13 protein-coding genes are annotated in these 14,687 nt (G+C 56.4%); 8 read left to right on the forward strand and 5 right to left on the reverse strand.

Going from position 1 to position 14,687, the window contains the following annotated elements; translation table 11 throughout:
* Positions 1-195 precede the first annotated feature (195 nt).
* The 3 genes from FYC48_RS11980 to FYC48_RS11990 are packed head-to-tail and all read left to right on the forward strand — an operon-like array spanning position 196 to position 2,023.
* Entirely contained in the window at positions 196-750 is a 555-nt protein-coding gene (locus FYC48_RS11980) for a hypothetical protein (protein WP_149496947.1), read from the forward strand.
* Positions 747-1,427: a hypothetical protein gene (locus tag FYC48_RS11985; protein WP_149496948.1), complete on the forward strand. Its 681-nt coding sequence runs from the start codon at positions 747-749 to the stop codon at positions 1,425-1,427. The genes FYC48_RS11980 and FYC48_RS11985 overlap by 4 nt, the downstream gene beginning before the upstream one ends.
* Entirely contained in the window at positions 1,424-2,023 is a 600-nt protein-coding gene (locus FYC48_RS11990) for a hypothetical protein (protein WP_149496949.1), read from the forward strand. The genes FYC48_RS11985 and FYC48_RS11990 overlap by 4 nt, the downstream gene beginning before the upstream one ends.
* A gap of 205 nt (positions 2,024-2,228) precedes the next feature.
* Here the strand turns inward: FYC48_RS11990 and FYC48_RS11995 are convergent, their stop codons facing one another.
* The 3 genes from FYC48_RS11995 to FYC48_RS12005 form a co-directional block, all read right to left on the reverse strand.
* Positions 2,229-4,046, reverse strand: a complete 1,818-nt coding sequence (locus FYC48_RS11995) for a type II secretion system protein GspD (protein WP_160149474.1) — start codon at positions 4,044-4,046, stop codon at positions 2,229-2,231.
* A gap of 703 nt (positions 4,047-4,749) precedes the next feature.
* Positions 4,750-6,168 carry a 30S ribosomal protein S12 methylthiotransferase RimO gene (gene rimO, locus FYC48_RS12000; protein ID WP_149496951.1) on the reverse strand — a complete coding sequence of 473 codons (1,419 nt, stop codon included), beginning with the start codon at positions 6,166-6,168 and terminating at the stop codon, positions 4,750-4,752.
* A 13-nt stretch (positions 6,169-6,181) separates the two neighbouring features.
* Entirely contained in the window at positions 6,182-7,333 is a 1,152-nt protein-coding gene (locus FYC48_RS12005; RefSeq protein ID WP_149496952.1) for a prenyltransferase/squalene oxidase repeat-containing protein, read from the reverse strand.
* 421 nt (positions 7,334-7,754) lie between these two features.
* On the opposite strand from FYC48_RS12005, the gene FYC48_RS12010 reads away from it, so the two are divergent.
* A complete protein-coding gene (locus FYC48_RS12010; protein ID WP_160149475.1) occupies positions 7,755-8,234 on the forward strand; it encodes a hypothetical protein in 480 nt (159 codons plus the stop codon).
* 676 nt (positions 8,235-8,910) lie between these two features.
* Here FYC48_RS12010 and clpP read toward each other — a convergent pair.
* Both clpP and FYC48_RS12020 read right to left on the reverse strand, forming a co-directional pair.
* On the reverse strand, positions 8,911-9,501 hold the full coding sequence (gene clpP / locus FYC48_RS12015) for an ATP-dependent Clp endopeptidase proteolytic subunit ClpP (RefSeq protein ID WP_149496954.1): 591 nt from the start codon (positions 9,499-9,501) through the stop codon (positions 8,911-8,913).
* A 285-nt stretch (positions 9,502-9,786) separates the two neighbouring features.
* Positions 9,787-10,437 carry a ClpP family protease gene (locus FYC48_RS12020; RefSeq protein ID WP_230776925.1) on the reverse strand — a complete coding sequence of 217 codons (651 nt, stop codon included), beginning with the start codon at positions 10,435-10,437 and terminating at the stop codon, positions 9,787-9,789.
* A 782-nt stretch (positions 10,438-11,219) separates the two neighbouring features.
* Between FYC48_RS12020 and FYC48_RS12025 the strand changes: the two genes are divergently transcribed.
* From FYC48_RS12025 to FYC48_RS12040, 4 genes are all read left to right on the forward strand, one after another.
* Positions 11,220-11,420: a DNA gyrase inhibitor YacG gene (locus tag FYC48_RS12025; protein ID WP_149496956.1), complete on the forward strand. Its 201-nt coding sequence runs from the start codon at positions 11,220-11,222 to the stop codon at positions 11,418-11,420.
* A gap of 166 nt (positions 11,421-11,586) precedes the next feature.
* Positions 11,587-12,066: a transcription elongation factor GreA gene (gene greA, locus FYC48_RS12030; protein WP_149496957.1), complete on the forward strand. Its 480-nt coding sequence runs from the start codon at positions 11,587-11,589 to the stop codon at positions 12,064-12,066.
* Between the two features lie 130 nt (positions 12,067-12,196).
* Positions 12,197-12,922, forward strand: coding sequence for a hypothetical protein (locus FYC48_RS12035; RefSeq protein ID WP_149496958.1), 726 nt, complete (start codon positions 12,197-12,199; stop codon positions 12,920-12,922).
* A gap of 142 nt (positions 12,923-13,064) precedes the next feature.
* Positions 13,065-14,648 (forward strand): phytoene desaturase, encoded by a 1,584-nt coding sequence (locus FYC48_RS12040; RefSeq protein ID WP_149496959.1) that lies wholly within the window; start codon positions 13,065-13,067, stop codon positions 14,646-14,648.
* Positions 14,649-14,687 lie beyond the last annotated feature (39 nt).

Raw genomic sequence — 14,687 nt, forward strand, 5'->3', positions numbered from 1 at the left:
ACTCAGACCGCTCGTCGCCCAAACGACGAAGGGCCCCGCCACGAAGGGCCTCCCAACAAAGACCAACGCAACATAGATCGCGTGAAGACAGATCCGCACGGGGTCGCGGATCGAGCCCCGGAAGTTGACTCTCCGTGCCTCGAAGCGTTCGACGGTTGGCAAAATTTCGAACTTTTGCCGAACGACTATCGTTCGATGCGTGACGCCAAACAACTTCGTCTAAAGTGGACGCTCGCACTGGCGTTGTCGCTGTTACTGACCGGGGGCTCGTTACTGATCGTTGGGATCCGGCAGAAAAACATGCAACGTCAACACGATCACTTGATCGTCGCCGTCCAACCGATCGAAAAACTGCGGCAACACAGTGAGCGTCTGGCACTTCAAACGAAACGGTTGAACGATTGGTGCCGGTGGGTCGAGTCCTCTCGTCCCGATGATAGCCTCGTTCAAGTAATCGGTGCACTTGTCGTCGCGACGCAAGACCCCGGAAACCACCGCCGACCGATCGCCGGTATCGAGGCACAATCTCTGTCGGTCAAACTGCCACTTCACCACTCATCATCCAACCATGACGCCAGGTTTACTTTCGTCACTTCAGTGGACAATCCAGACGAAGTCGATCAGTGGACCGAGCGGTTGCGACTGAGCGACCGCTTGGAGAACATCCGGATCTCGTCGCCCAGCGGCAGCCGCACTGCCCCGATCATCCGCGTTGATGCCGACCCCATCGCCGCGAAACCGATCCCATGAAACAAACATTGACCTACACCAACCCGGCCGTCGATCCTTCGCCACTCGATCGCATCTTGAAGACACCGGCCCGCTGCCACCTTGTCGGCGCGACGGCGATGTCGCTTCTGATGGCGGTCAGTGTCGTTTGCTGGGCTAGCCCGGAATCACTGCTCCCACAGCGTCATCATTCCGTCGATGAAATCCATCGTGCCACACGATTGATCTCCCAAGCTCGTCAACATCGTGAGTCCCTAAAGTTGGCGAAGGCTGACTTTGCCGACGTTGTCGCACGTGCAGACGCAATTCGCCAATGGTTGCCCGAAAAAATTGACTGGCAACAGAGACGTCAGTCGCTCCGGCGGCTCGCCAGCGAATACGACTTGCAGTGGTTTCGCCTCGATCCGGGCACGTTCGAAACGCGTGACCGGGTAGGCATTTGGAAAGCCAAAATTGAACTCCACGGGAGCTTTCCCAACGTGACCCGATTTATCTGCCGCCTGCATCAGATGCCCCATCCGATCTGGTGCGACGAAACTCGAATTCAACGCAGTCCTCCCTCCGCGTTTGAACGCGATCAGGAAACTTGTTCTGTGTTTTTATCGATTCGCATTCCGGTCGCGGCTTCGGGGACGATCGCAGGCAAACTACTCGAAGAAACCCTTGTTTCGAAGTCTCATTCAGGGCATTCACCATGAATTCGCGTAGGCCAACCGTCACCAGTAAGCAACGCGTCACCATCATCGTCCTCGTCCTGATGATCGGCGTCGCACTCGCATTTCCACCTTCGGAGCCGAGCGGTTCGGTGGACAGTAAAAGCGTCAAGCGAACGCCCCCCGCCAATCGCCCTCGCGTTAGCTTGACATCACTCCGCCCTCATGGCGATGACGCGAAGAGATTAGAAAACGACGAGATCAACTACAGCGTTCGCCAACTTGAACGACTTGATCTCACCTCGCTTCAATCACTCGATCTATTCTCCGTCCGGCCAAAGGTGATCAACGACCAACCTGCCATGATCACACGGCCGGATACCGATCGACCAGACGCTGTACCGAAGCAGGACCTGACTGCCCAGCCTTCTGCAACATCGACGCCAACCATCGAAACCGAACCAAACGTAGATACGAATTCAGAATTCATCGTCAATGCCGTCTACGGATCGGCGAACGAGACGCAGCACCGGGCATTGGTCAACGGCGTCATCGTGCTCGACGGCGACGAATTGGAAAGCGGGCTAAGAGTGCTTTCGGTTAGCCCCGAACAAATTGAACTTGTTCCAAGCGGTCACTGAAGCACTCGTGCACCAGGAGCGCGTATTAAATCATCTCGATTTTTAGGTGGGGCAGGACAGTGATCCCGAGGCGAGCGTGCGATCCAAAGCGTCCAACCTCCTTAACAAGTTAGCCACGGTTGCGTTACGATTTGCGGATAGCACCTGCGTGAGAGTCACCGAAAGCCTCGGCGACGACGGGAATTCCTGTTCCGCGGTCGGTCGCTTACCGTCCGTAAGGCAAACTCAGTGCGCGTTCTGCATACCCCGGCAACGCTTCGCTCAGATCCACGCACTCACGTTGCCGGATCGGCGTTGGGCTATCAAGAATATGAGTGACCAAGGCAACCACCAATTCATTGCGGCTCGATTGCCGAAACTGCTTGGTGAACAATCGCTTGACTACGGGAACCCGACTCAGCCCAGGTACCACGGCATCACTTGATTCATCAACTTCGCGAATCAATCCGCCGATCACCAAACCACTCCCGTCAGGCATCAGGACGGTCGTGCTCACTTGCGTGGTGTCCTCTTCCGGGAAACCCGATTCGGTAATCCTACCGCCAGAGATCTTCGGCAGCACCGTCATCAGCACATTACGATCATTGGTGATCACCGGTGTCACTTCCAGCACGATGCCCACGTCAAGAAATTGAACGTTTTGAATCGTTGCCGTCTGAGTCGTCGTGGCAACGGCATAGGGCAATCGCTGGCCGATTTGGACCTTAGCCGTCTGGCGATTAACCACGCTGACTTTGGGTGACGCCAAAGTCCTAGAAGCGGTGTTCGCATGGATGACTTCGATCAACCCATCGACATCGTTGCCATCGATTCGAAACGCAAGGGAAGGTCCTTCCGCTTCCTCTTCCGCGAAGCCATTTCCGTTCAACGTCAGACGTGCCCCGGCGACGCGAGCAAGTCCGGTGAGATCGACCCCATGCCGCTGCTCATCATCTAAATCGATTTGCAACACATGCGCTTCGACCAAGACTTGTGGCGGGGCGATGTCAACCTGAGCAAGGTACTGACTGATTCTCGCATGCCCGGTTTCATTGTCTTCGACAACCAGCAGCTCACGTGTCTGAAGTTTCTCTGTATCGCTTGCCTGCGTAACAAACGACTTTCCGATCGGTGACAACAATCCCGTGACGACCGGTTCGACATCTTTGGCGGCGACATAGTTCAGCGGATAAACTTGCAAGCGGCGCCCCTGAACTTTGGGATCAAGTTCGGTCGAGGTCGACGCGGTGACATACAATACGTTGTCTCGCTGGTGCCAATGAAACCCTGCGATTCCGACGATCGCATCAAGCACCTCTTCAAGTCTCGCGCCGCGTAAACTGACCGTCACGGGCCCATCAACGTCGGGGCCAACCACAAGGTTCAACCGATGATGGTCCGCGATCATTCGTAGCACCGAACGCAGGTCCGCATCGGATGCCACCAGCGTGACCAAATCGTTTTCCTGCCGAAGCGTCGCCCCGTCAGCCGTCACCGGTTCGCGCACCGGAACTGTCAACGGTTGCATCTCCACCGGGGGCTCTGGCGAACCATCGATCACCTGCACTCCACCGGCAAGTCGAACGGCGACACGCGTCTCCGATGACCGCATCGGTCGACGTGAAGATAATTCAGTCGCATTCAACGCCGGGCGTGAACCACGTACGCTAGCCTCGGCCCCCGTCGCATCCTGTGAGCCGTAGGCACTCGCCTTGGAGTCAGCTTCGAATCCAGCGGCGATCAAATCTGCCAATCGAGGCTCAGGCGGAGACGTCGTCTCCGGTTGCGACGTCACCTGTGAGTTTGGATGACTTACCGAATCGGTTCGTATTTTAATCCGATGCAGACGCCCGGAAGGCTTGACCAAATCGACATGCCCTTGTCGCCGAGCGGACTGGTGACCTGTCTGATAGTCGACCGCAGGCTGACGAACAACGGGTCCGCGTGTTTTCCCACCGACCGGTGCCGCCAAGACATGCCCGATTGCCGAAGGACCAGCCCAACGCATCTCCGGCTGAATTCCAGCCAAAAGCATGACGCTCATCGTTAGCCAAATCGTACGCATTCGCAAAACGCGATTACCCGGAGATCATGACGCGGTGGGGAGGAAACTTGGAATCCGGGTTTCACGACGCAAGACAGAACGCAGCCGTCATAATCGTTAAACCCTGACTCTTCAGGTTGTATCGGCGTCTGTTTACCGACATCGGAGCAAATATGCTCGTTTTTCCTCAAGAAGTCGTTCCTGCCGACGTGCTCACGCCAATATCGGGGCTTTCTACGATGCGAATTCTTCGCCAACTGCCCTCGAGGAATTCCGGTTCAGTGCATACGTCTCCCCTCTTTGCCAAGTAGGGGCGGGGCTGAAGCCCAGGGAGAATTCCCGCAGAGTGCTGAAAGCCTCGGCGGCTTCCGCGACGACGCAAATCGCGTTTCGAGATTAGCCGAATGGCGTTGTTTTAAAATAACCGGGGCTAACGCCCATCGGCTGATAGGCCACAGCAGTATTAGCCGAATGGCGTTAGCCACGGTTGCGGTGCGGTTAGCTAATAACGCAAGCGTGAGAGGCACCGATAGCCGCCGCGACGACGAGAAGATCCAACGATTCGTCCTCCTTAAAAAGGAGGGGCGGACTTGAAGCCCGGGGAGGATTCCGCAAGGATCGCGAACGCTGCGCCCCAAACTTGCTACTGACACCGTCGACGGCGACAGCCACGAGTTCTCTGCGGCAACCAAACAGCAAAAAATTAAACCGGCGCGGCGACCAAATCGTAGCCTTGTGAGGCAACGATTTCACAGCGAATGATGTCACCGACGGACGGTTCGTTGGTCTCGTCGAAACCGCTTAGGTATAGCACGCCGTCGATCTCGGGCGCCTCACATCGGCTGCGGCCAATCCAAACGCCCGGTTGCTCTTCCAATGGCGAATCAACGATCACGTCGGTGGCGGTCCCAACCCGAGACGCGTTCCAATCAAACGCGATCGATTGCTGAAGCGCCATCAATTCACTCTGACGTCGCTCGGCGATTTTTGCCGGAACACGGTTAGGCAACCGTGCCGCCGGCGTGTCCTCTTCGACCGAATACGTAAAGACACCAAGATGCTGGAACTGTTGCTGATCGACGAAGTCCATCAATTCTGCAAAGTCCGCATCAGTCTCGCCGGGGAACCCGGTGATCATGGTGGTTCGCATCACGAGCGAATCGATTTTTCCGCGGAGACGACCGAGGATATCTTCTTGTTTTTGGCGAGTTGTTTTTCGTGACATGCGCTTAAGCATTCTGTCACTGGCATGCTGCAACGGCATGTCGATATAGGGCACGATCCGTTTCGCACCGGCCAGGGTATCGATGAGGCGGTCGTCGATGTACATCGGATAAAAGTACATCAGTCGGATCCAATCGACGCTTTCGATCTGATCGAGTTCGGCCAGCAGATCAGCGAGCCGTGGCTCACCGTAAAGATCTTTGCCGTAATAGGTCGTGTCCTGGGCGACGATCACAATCTCGCGGACGCCGCTGTCGCCAAGACGCTTCGCTTCGCTAATGACCTGCTCGATCGGCTTGCTGTAGTGTTTGCCGCGCATCTTGGGAATCGCGCAGAAGGTGCACAGTCGGTCGCAGCCCTCGCTAATTTTCAAATAGGCGAAGTGCCGCGGGGTCACGGCGGATCGAATGCCGTCATCGAGCGGACGAATCGGCGCGGGGCGAAACACCTGTTGCTGCTCTGCGATCCCGTGCTGCAAACGATCGGCGACTTCGACGATCTCATTGCGGCCAAACACGCCGACCATCGCGTCGATTTCTGGCCTGGCCTCAAGCAGTTTGCCTTGGCCACGTTCGGCCAAACAACCGGTGACGACAACCCCGCGAATCTTGCCTTCGCGTTTAAGGGCCAACATTTCGTCGATCGCCCCGAGCGACTCCTCGCGAGCCGAATCGATAAATCCGCAGGTGTTCACAACGACGAAGTCTGCGTTGCCGACATCGCCCACCATCCGATACCCGGTCTGGTCCAGGCGACCGAGCATCTGCTCGGTATCGACCAAGTTCTTCGGACATCCCAGCGACACGACGGCGTACTTACCGCGAGCCTCCCCCTCGTCAACTGAACTCGATGCGCGTGCAGGCGTGGATTCGGGCTGATTGACGATCGGAAGTTCCATACGAATTCGGGACCTATTCCCGACAATATTTGAGGGCTAACAGGGCGTAGGCGGTGACCAAATTACGGTCCCCTTCCATCCAACGGGTGCTGCCGGAATTGACCCAAGAACCGTCTTCCTGTTGGGCGGCCAACAACGTCGCGGTCAGTTCACGCTTCCAATTGTGATTGACGCCTTTGGCGTCAGTCAGCACGCGAATTTCGGCAGCATCGAGCGCTTTTGCAAACGTGTGATAGTAGTAATACAGGCCCGATTTGCCCATGCCCGGATTATCGGCCAACGAATAGTTCTTTTGAATAAAGTCCATTGCGGCAGCGACTCGCGGGTCATCACTGGTCAAACCGGCATAAATCATGCTCTTTAAACCAGCGTACGTCATCGACCCATAACTACGCAAACCACCCCCATCATCTCCCTCGGGGACGACGACTTTTGACTGACCACCGGCCGCTGGTGTGTAGTAAAACCCGCCGTCATTGATTTTGTCGGCATGCTCGGTGTCGTTCCCGTGACCGACCAAGTTTTGCGTCCGCGAAATAAACCGCAGTGCCTTTTGGACCGCTTCGTCGTCGGCCTCGTTGCCCAAATCTTTAAGTGCATCCAGCATGAAAGTGGTGTTGGAAAGGTCCGGCCGTGAGTGACTTCCGTAACCCGCACCGCCGTACGCCGGATCTGACGCGTCGATTCCCTCGCCTTCGTCCCACTGAATGTCCTTCAGAAATGCCTCGGCTCGCTTCAATTCGCTGTCAAATCGATCGTCCTTATTTGCCTTGACCAAGGCACCGATGGCAACGGAGGTTTCATAGTTCCGGTGCTTGGATCCCTCGCCGTAGATCCCGCCATCTGGTTTGACACGCTCGGTAATAAAGTCGATCGCCTTCTTCACGGACGGCGAATTCACATCCCCTGGATGGTGATCCAAGATTGCTCGGACGCAAATTGACGTGATCGCCACGCCCGTCTCCGGACTGAACGCTCCGTTGGCCCCCTGCCCACGGTTCTTGAGAAACTCGATCCCACGGTTCGCCGCCTGATCCACCGCCGCGTTAATCGCCTCCGGAGAGTCCAGCGAAATCGACGACTCCGCCGCCAACGCCAAATCGGGTACGGCCGAGGTCGCCAGAGAAGCCAACAAGACTGCCGCGGTTACTCGAAAACGAGACATAGAAAATCCCAAAGGAGAGTTGAAATTGAGGGGAAACGCTACCATTCCGACCGCCCGGCACCGCCGTCAATCGCCCATTCGACGCAATGTTCCGAGCCCTGTCGAGCCACTTTTTCCGAGCAATTGACGTCGGACTTGGCCATTGCACGCCAACCGATCAGCGGCAAACGTTCGGTGGGCTCGTCTCGGTCGATATCCCTAAACATAGGCGACACGCAGCCGTTGGGAACGAACCAGAAGCAACGTTGAGTGAAACCGAGGCTTAATTGCAACCCGCGGACCAAACTGCAGAAAACCCTCCATCGATCCAACCTGATTTTTCTATGGGGGAATTTATGGAGAGTTTCGCCAGCATCGGAATGTTTCGTGATTGGCCACGGTTGCGTCGCAGTAACTCGCGACGGATTTTCCGCCGTCAACGATGGAAAAACTGCCATCCGGCAATCGATGTTTCCAGGACAAGTCCCTCAAAATCGTTTCCAACCTCATGCGATCGCAATCAGAAACTCGGCTGCCTACGCTTTTCGCGATTCGTCATGTGAAGGATGCCGGGCACGCGTCGTTCGCCGCCCCACATCTCGCCCCCCAATCCCAGGACACCAATTCGTCGGCCGATCAACCCCAAACGGAAGCTCTGCTTTACACCGACGAGGCGAAGGGAATTTCTTGGCGGATCGATCCCGGTGAAAAACCGGGCGCGGCCGTAGGCGAAACAGACTTAATCGGCACGTCGCAACCACCGGAACTGCCGAAAGACGAATTGCTCAACCCGCACTGTGCCGACCTTATCACATCGCTCGCACATTGGTCCGTGCAATTGGATCATCGCGAGTCTGAGCTTGACCAACGTGAATTTGAACTCAACCGTCGCTCACGTTTTTTGCGTCAAAACAAGGCTTAGAGAACGGTTCTTCACGCCGGGGTAGTGGACCTCGATGAATGTTTCGGTCCACCATCAGCCGACTGGCGTTAGCCACGGTCAATTGAGCCGGCGAATAACAGCGACCACTGACTGTAGCAACCGGAGCTAACGCTCGTCGGCTGATAGAACAAAACACCATCAGCCGAATGGCGCCAGCCACGGTTAATTGAGTCGGCAAATAGCAGCGACCACTGACCAGAGCAACCGGAGCTATCGCTCGCCGGCTGATACAACACAACACCATCAGCCGATTGGCGTTAGCCACGGTTAATTGGGTCGGCAAATAACAGCGACCACTGACTGTAGCAACCGGAGCTAACGCTCGCCGGCTGATAGAACGCAACACCATCAGCCGAATGGCGTTAGCCACGGTTAACTGAGTCGGCAAATAACAGCGTTCACTGACCGTAGCAACCGGAGCTAACGCTCGTCGGCTGATAGAACACAACACCATCAGCCGAATGGCGTTGGCACGGTTAATTGGGTCGGCAAATAACAGCGACCACTGACTGTAGCAACCGGAGCTAACGCTCGTCGGCTAATAGAACACAACACCATCAGCCGAATGGCGTTAGCCACGGTTGAGTGGCAATCAACGAACCATGCCGACAGAAAAGTGCCGAAAGCCTCCGCGGCTTCCGCTACGGGGTCGGGATTACGCTTCGTTTGACTTTGTGACGACCTTGTCGATCAAATTGTATTCCTTCGCTTCCTCCGCACTCATGAAGCGATCGCGATCGGTGTCCTCTTCGATTTTTTCGAGTGAGTGACCGGTATGATCGATCATGATCTCGTTCATCCGTTTCTTAATCCGGCGCAGTTCTTCGACGTGAATCTCAACTTCACGCGCGGTGCCCTGCATGCCGGCAAGCGGTTGGTGGATCATGATGCGGGCGTTCGGCAGTGCATAGCGTTTTCCGGCGGCTCCGGCGGTCAGTAATACCGCGCCCATCGAAGCGGCTTGTCCGATGCAGTAGGTGGCGACATCACAGGAAACAAACTGCATCGTGTCGTAAATCGCCATGCCTGCGGTGATACTTCCGCCCGGGCTGTTGATGTAAAGATTGATATCCGCTTTCGGATCATCGCTCATCAAAAACAACATTTGCGCGACCAGCGAGTTGGCGATTTGATCGTCGACTTGCTGCCCAAGAAAAATGATGCGGTCTTTGAGCAAACGACTGTAGATGTCGTAGGTGCGTTCTTCGCGACCGCTTTTTTCGACAACGTAGGGGATCAAAGGCATTTGAGTTATCCAGTCAGTTGATTGGGTGTACGGGTTGGGGTGGCTGGGTTTCACGCGGAAGGCGTTTGAGCCGTAGCGGAAGCCACCGAGGCTTTCGATTGTGGTCTATCAGCCGACGGGTGATGGCCCGGTTTTTTGTAACTTAACCGTGGCTAACGCCATGCGGCTAATCCTAGATGCGCCGGAGCGGAAGCCGCCGAGGCTTTCGTTGACTCGCCGACGGACGTTGGCCCGAGTAAAGCAACCCAACCGCGGCTAATCCGTCTTTGTGGCGATGATGAAGTATCAGTCTTCATCCTCGTCTTCGCTCGGTGGCTTCGTTAATATGTCGTCGACCAAGCCGTACTCCTTTGCCTCGGTCGCGCTCAAGAAGAAATCGCGATCGGTATCCTGGGCAATTTTCTCGACTGACTGTTCGCTGTGTTTGGCGATGATGTCATTGAGCACATCGCGGTAGCGGAACATCTCGGCCGCTTGGATTTCGATGTCGCTGACTTGACCGCCGACACCGCCCATCGGTTGGTGCATCATCACACGGCTGTTCGGCAGGCAGTGGCGTTTACCTTTGGTACCGCCGACCAGCAGAACCGCGGCGCCGCTGCATGCTTCGCCGACGCAATACGTCGCCACGGGGCACGACAAAATCTGCATCGTGTCGTAAATGGCCAGTGTCGCGGTGACACTGCCGCCGGGGCTGTTGATGTAAAAGTGAATGTCTTTGCGACGGTTCTCACTTTGTAAATACAGCAACTTCATCACCAGTTCGTTGGCGTTGCCGTAATGAATCTCGCCTTGCAAAAAGACGATCCGGTTTTCCAACAGCAAATCGCCCAGCGTCAATTGGCGTTGACGTTGGTAGCTCTGATACGCGTGGCTATTGGAAAGTTGGCCGGCCGCCAATTGGCCTGCCAGTGGGTGCATCAGCGGTGAATCCATTGAATGTCTTATGAGTGACTGAGAAGTGGAAGCGACAGGTGGAAGCAACAGGGCACGCACGCGCCGGTCGGTGTGTAAACAGTCCAGTGTCCACGTGGTTCAAGTTCAAGAGCAACGCCCCGTGAAACAGAACCACCGTGAAACCGGGGCCCACAGAAAGGTTGTGGTTGACCCGATAGACTCCTCTAGTGTTCGCATCTTCGCGGAATCTGGCAAGGCCAGTGTGCTGGCAGGCACGCGACGCCGTGGCACGGACTGATCGGTCTTCGGGTGCTTCCCCAATCGTCATTCTGCCCGTTCGGCGTGAACATGATCTCCCAAATACGCCCGCCTTCCCGAACTGCGCGGTTGATACAGTCGCTACCGTCGGATTGGAACGAGTCCCGGCGAAATCAACTGATCGTCAACGGACGTCATTGAAGGGTAGCGACGGTGCCCGTTCCGGTGCGACACACCAGCCGAATCATGGTTCCCCGTAGCGGAAGCCGCCGAGGCTTTCGGCACCTTGCGGTGAGTCGCTTATCGCTAGCGGACAATCAAACGTGGCTAATGCCATGCGGCTAATCCCGTCGTGGTCCATCAGCCGATGGCCATTCGCCCCGTTAATTTGACCCCCAATCGTGCTAACACCATTTGGCTGCCCCCGGAGCGCGATTTGATCCGAAGCTCTTGGCGAGTTCAGCGACGGGGCCGGTTGACGGCGGTGGGGATTCCCATTTTGATAAACTCAGTTCACAGGCCAATCCACCACGGCACCCGTTTGACGGTTTCGTTTGACTGCAATGACCGAACATCCCCAACGCAAAATCGCCTGCCCGACCTGTGGCAAACAGTTTTACATGGATGAAACGACCGCGCCGCCATTTTGCTGCCAACGCTGCAAGCTAATCGACCTTGGGCGTTGGCTCGACGAAGAGATTGGGTTGCCACACGAGCAAGACGAATCGCCCAAAACCATTGATCGCGACTCCGTCGATCAGTAACGGCTTCCGCCCGCTCCATTCTATCTCGCTCTTTCCGCCTTCCCCCTCCCCGACCTTTACAACGGCGCCGGAACTCGCGAGACTATTGGGCTGTAACGCCCAAACCTTTCCCGTCGCATCCGCGGGAAAGGTTTCTTTTTTTCCAGTTCATCTGGTGGAGTTTGTGATGCTTGAATCGGTACCGATGACCCGCGAGGGATACAACAAGATTAAGGCGGAAATCGAGCACCTCGAAAACGAAGTGATGCCCGAGATCGCGGAGAAGATCGCCATCGCTCGTGAAGAAGGCGATTTGAAGGAGAACGCGGAGTACCACGCTCAACGTGAAAACCAAGGCAACGTGAACGCCCGCATCAACTTGCTCAAAGACAAACTCGCCCGGGCGACGATCGTCGATCTTTCCGAATTGCCCAAAGACGAGGTTGCCTTCGGTTGCACCGTCACGGTCGAAGACCAGGACGATGGCATGGAAGAAGTCTTTACGTTTGTCGGTGCCGGTGAAGAGGACTACCGGAGCGGAAAGATCTTGGTCACCAGCCCGATCGGCAAAGGCCTGCTAGGAAAGAAAGTCAATGAGATGGCCGAAATCGAAGTCCCGGCGGGACTGATGCGATTGAAAGTGCTCAAAATTGAGTTCCCCGAGTAAGCCCGACGTTTCTCTCCGTTGACCACTTAGCCGACGGCGCTTCGCGGGTCTGAGCCAGTCGGGCGCGCCGTAGGCCCGCGATGCGGTTCTCACTCGCACCAACGGCGATTCCCGTTTTGCCTTCCCAATCATGCCGCAACCCAAACGCCACTCCGATTCCGCTGGCGATGATTCCCTTGGCGAATCGACATCGGATCCACCAACCAGCGTTGATTCAGGACCGGGCTGCATGCCCGCCGTTTTGGCAACGGCGGTTCTGGCCGGCATCATCGGTTTCATCAGTTGCGGCGTCTTGACTTGGGTGATCTTTCAGAAACAGGACGTGCTGGCCCTGCGTGCAATGAGGGGCAGCGTCATCCCGGCGATCGAACAGAGTCGTCTGTCGCCCGAAGAGAAAAACTCGACGGTGAAGCTACTCGAAGACTTCGCCGACCAGCTTGAACGAAAGCAGGTCGACGGCTGGCAGGCGTCCGGTGTGATGCAGCGTCTGGGGCGGTTACCGATTTTGCAATGGGCACAAATTCGCTTGGTCGAAACCTATGTCGATGAACATCCCGAGCAATTCGTCGACGATGCAAGCTTGCAATTCGATCGGATCCGCAAGGGCGTCGAACGCAATGACATCACCAAGTTTGACTTCCTACACATCCTCGAACCGCTCCTCGAAGTATCGCCGCAAGGCGAAGACGCGTCCCTGGCAGACGACTGGCAATCGCGAGCGATCGACGAGGTGATCGACCGTGCTCGCTTGGTCGCCGACCGCAGTGGCATCGAAGCCGAACCGAAGTCCGACATCACGATCGATGTCCTCGTCCGCCGACAAGTCGAAGCCGGGATCAAAGAAGGGACTTATTAGAGTGGCTAGTGGCTAGAAAGGAACAGGAGTTAGTGAGTTACTAGCAGCTAGCAACTCCTTCTCAAACTTGACCTATCGCTAAATTCTCTTTGCCACCAAACTCTCTTCTCGCAACCTTCCGATCACGCGGAGATTCCAGGCAGTGAAACCACGCAAGATTGTCGTCGTCGGCGCAGGCCCCGGCGGATTGGCGTCCGCGATGCAACTTGCTTATGCCGGCTGTGACGTGACGGTTCTTGAGCGGCGGGATCGACCCGGCGGCCGGACTTCGGCGATCGAACGCGATGGCTTCCGATTCGATTGTGGCCCGACGTTTTTTCTATACCCGCGGGTGCTCAGTGAGATCTTTCAGTCGGTCGGCTATGACTTGATGAAAGAAGTCCCGATGCGACGGCTTGACCCGCAGTACCGATTGACGTTCGGTGGCGGCGGTCAGTTGGATTGCACTCCGGATATGGACGAAATGGATCGCCAGATCGCGAAGCTGTCGCCCGGCGATGTCGGTGCGTTGCGACGTTACATGGATGACAACCGGGTCAAACTGGCCAAGTTTCGTCCGATCTTGGAGTCGCCGTTTTGCAGCCTTGGCGACCTGCTCAAACCGTCGCTCTTGGGTGCCGCCCCGCACTTACACCCGACCCGTTCACTGGGCACCGAACTGGGGCGCTATTTTAGCGATCCGCGATTGGTGATCGCGTTCGCGTTTCAGTCAAAGTATCTGGGAATGAGCCCCTTCAATTGTCCCAGTCTGTTCAGCATTCTGTCGTTCTTAGAGTATGAACATGGCGTCTGGCATCCGATCGGCGGATGTGCCCGTGTGAGCGAACGGATGGCGGAGATCGCGGCCGACATGGGAGTCAAATTTCGCTACGACGAATCGGTCCGGTCGGCAGAGATGGATGGACGGACGCTGAAACGATTGCGTACCGATCGGGCGACCTACGATGCCGATGCCTTTGTCGTCAACGCCGACTTTGCCGACTGGGTTACCCGCACGATCCCCAATCAAAACCGTCGCCGTTGGACGGACGAATCGATCGCCAAGAAACGATTTTCTTGCAGCACGTTCATGATGTACTTGGGAATCGACGGCGTCTACGAAGACCTGCCCCATCACAGCATCCATATCAGCCGCGATTATGAAAGGAACCTTCGCGAGATCGAGCAGACGCATACGCTGAGTGACGATCCGTCGTTCTACGTGCAAAACGCTTGTGTGACTGACCCCGGTCTCGCACCATCTGGCAAAAGCACGCTCTATGTGCTCGTGCCGGTGACTCATCAAACCGGATCAATCGACTGGGAGAAAGAGACGCCGGCGTTCCGCGAACTGACCCTGGATCGGCTCAGTCAAATCGGACTAGGTGACGTGCGAGAACGAATTCGCAGCGAGCACGTAATCACGCCGTTAAGCTGGCAGAATGATTACAACATCTACCGCGGTGCGACGTTTAACTTGGCACACAACCTCGGGCAGATGCTCTACAACCGACCACGCAACCGATTCGAGGACGTCGGCGGGATGTACTTAGTCGGCGGCGGTACGCACCCAGGAAGCGGGTTGCCGGTGATTTACGAATCGAGCCGCATCACGAGCAAGCTACTGCTGCGTGATTTGGGGATGAAGCCTCCTGTCGTACCGGAAAAGGTCCGCCAGACGGTCAAACCCAAGGCAACCCCGGTCCGCCCCACCCTAGCCGCCTGCAGAAACAGCGCCACCCCGTAGCGGAAGCCGCCGAGGCTTTCGGCACTCTCACGCAGGTGT

It is taken from the genome of Roseiconus lacunae, from assembly GCF_008312935.1.
GTDB classification, from domain to species: domain Bacteria; phylum Planctomycetota; class Planctomycetia; order Pirellulales; family Pirellulaceae; genus Stieleria; species Stieleria lacunae.

Bases quoted from the DNA above. Each gene is read 5' to 3' on its own strand.
- FYC48_RS11980 (WP_149496947.1), top strand. From the start codon at position 196: ATGCGTGACGCCAAACAACTTCGTCTAAAGTGGACGCTCGCACTGGCG.
- FYC48_RS11985 (WP_149496948.1), top strand. From the start codon at position 747: ATGAAACAAACATTGACCTACACCAACCCGGCCGTCGATCCTTCGCCA.
- FYC48_RS11990 (WP_149496949.1), top strand. From the start codon at position 1,424: ATGAATTCGCGTAGGCCAACCGTCACCAGTAAGCAACGCGTCACCATC.
- FYC48_RS11995 (WP_160149474.1), bottom strand. From the start codon at position 4,046: ATGAGCGTCATGCTTTTGGCTGGAATTCAGCCGGAGATGCGTTGGGCT.
- rimO (WP_149496951.1), bottom strand. From the start codon at position 6,168: ATGGAACTTCCGATCGTCAATCAGCCCGAATCCACGCCTGCACGCGCA.
- FYC48_RS12005 (WP_149496952.1), bottom strand. From the start codon at position 7,333: ATGTCTCGTTTTCGAGTAACCGCGGCAGTCTTGTTGGCTTCTCTGGCG.
- FYC48_RS12010 (WP_160149475.1), top strand. From the start codon at position 7,755: ATGGAAAAACTGCCATCCGGCAATCGATGTTTCCAGGACAAGTCCCTC.
- clpP (WP_149496954.1), bottom strand. From the start codon at position 9,501: ATGCCTTTGATCCCCTACGTTGTCGAAAAAAGCGGTCGCGAAGAACGC.
- FYC48_RS12020 (WP_230776925.1), bottom strand. From the start codon at position 10,437: ATGGATTCACCGCTGATGCACCCACTGGCAGGCCAATTGGCGGCCGGC.
- FYC48_RS12025 (WP_149496956.1), top strand. From the start codon at position 11,220: ATGACCGAACATCCCCAACGCAAAATCGCCTGCCCGACCTGTGGCAAA.
- greA (WP_149496957.1), top strand. From the start codon at position 11,587: ATGCTTGAATCGGTACCGATGACCCGCGAGGGATACAACAAGATTAAG.
- FYC48_RS12035 (WP_149496958.1), top strand. From the start codon at position 12,197: ATGCCGCAACCCAAACGCCACTCCGATTCCGCTGGCGATGATTCCCTT.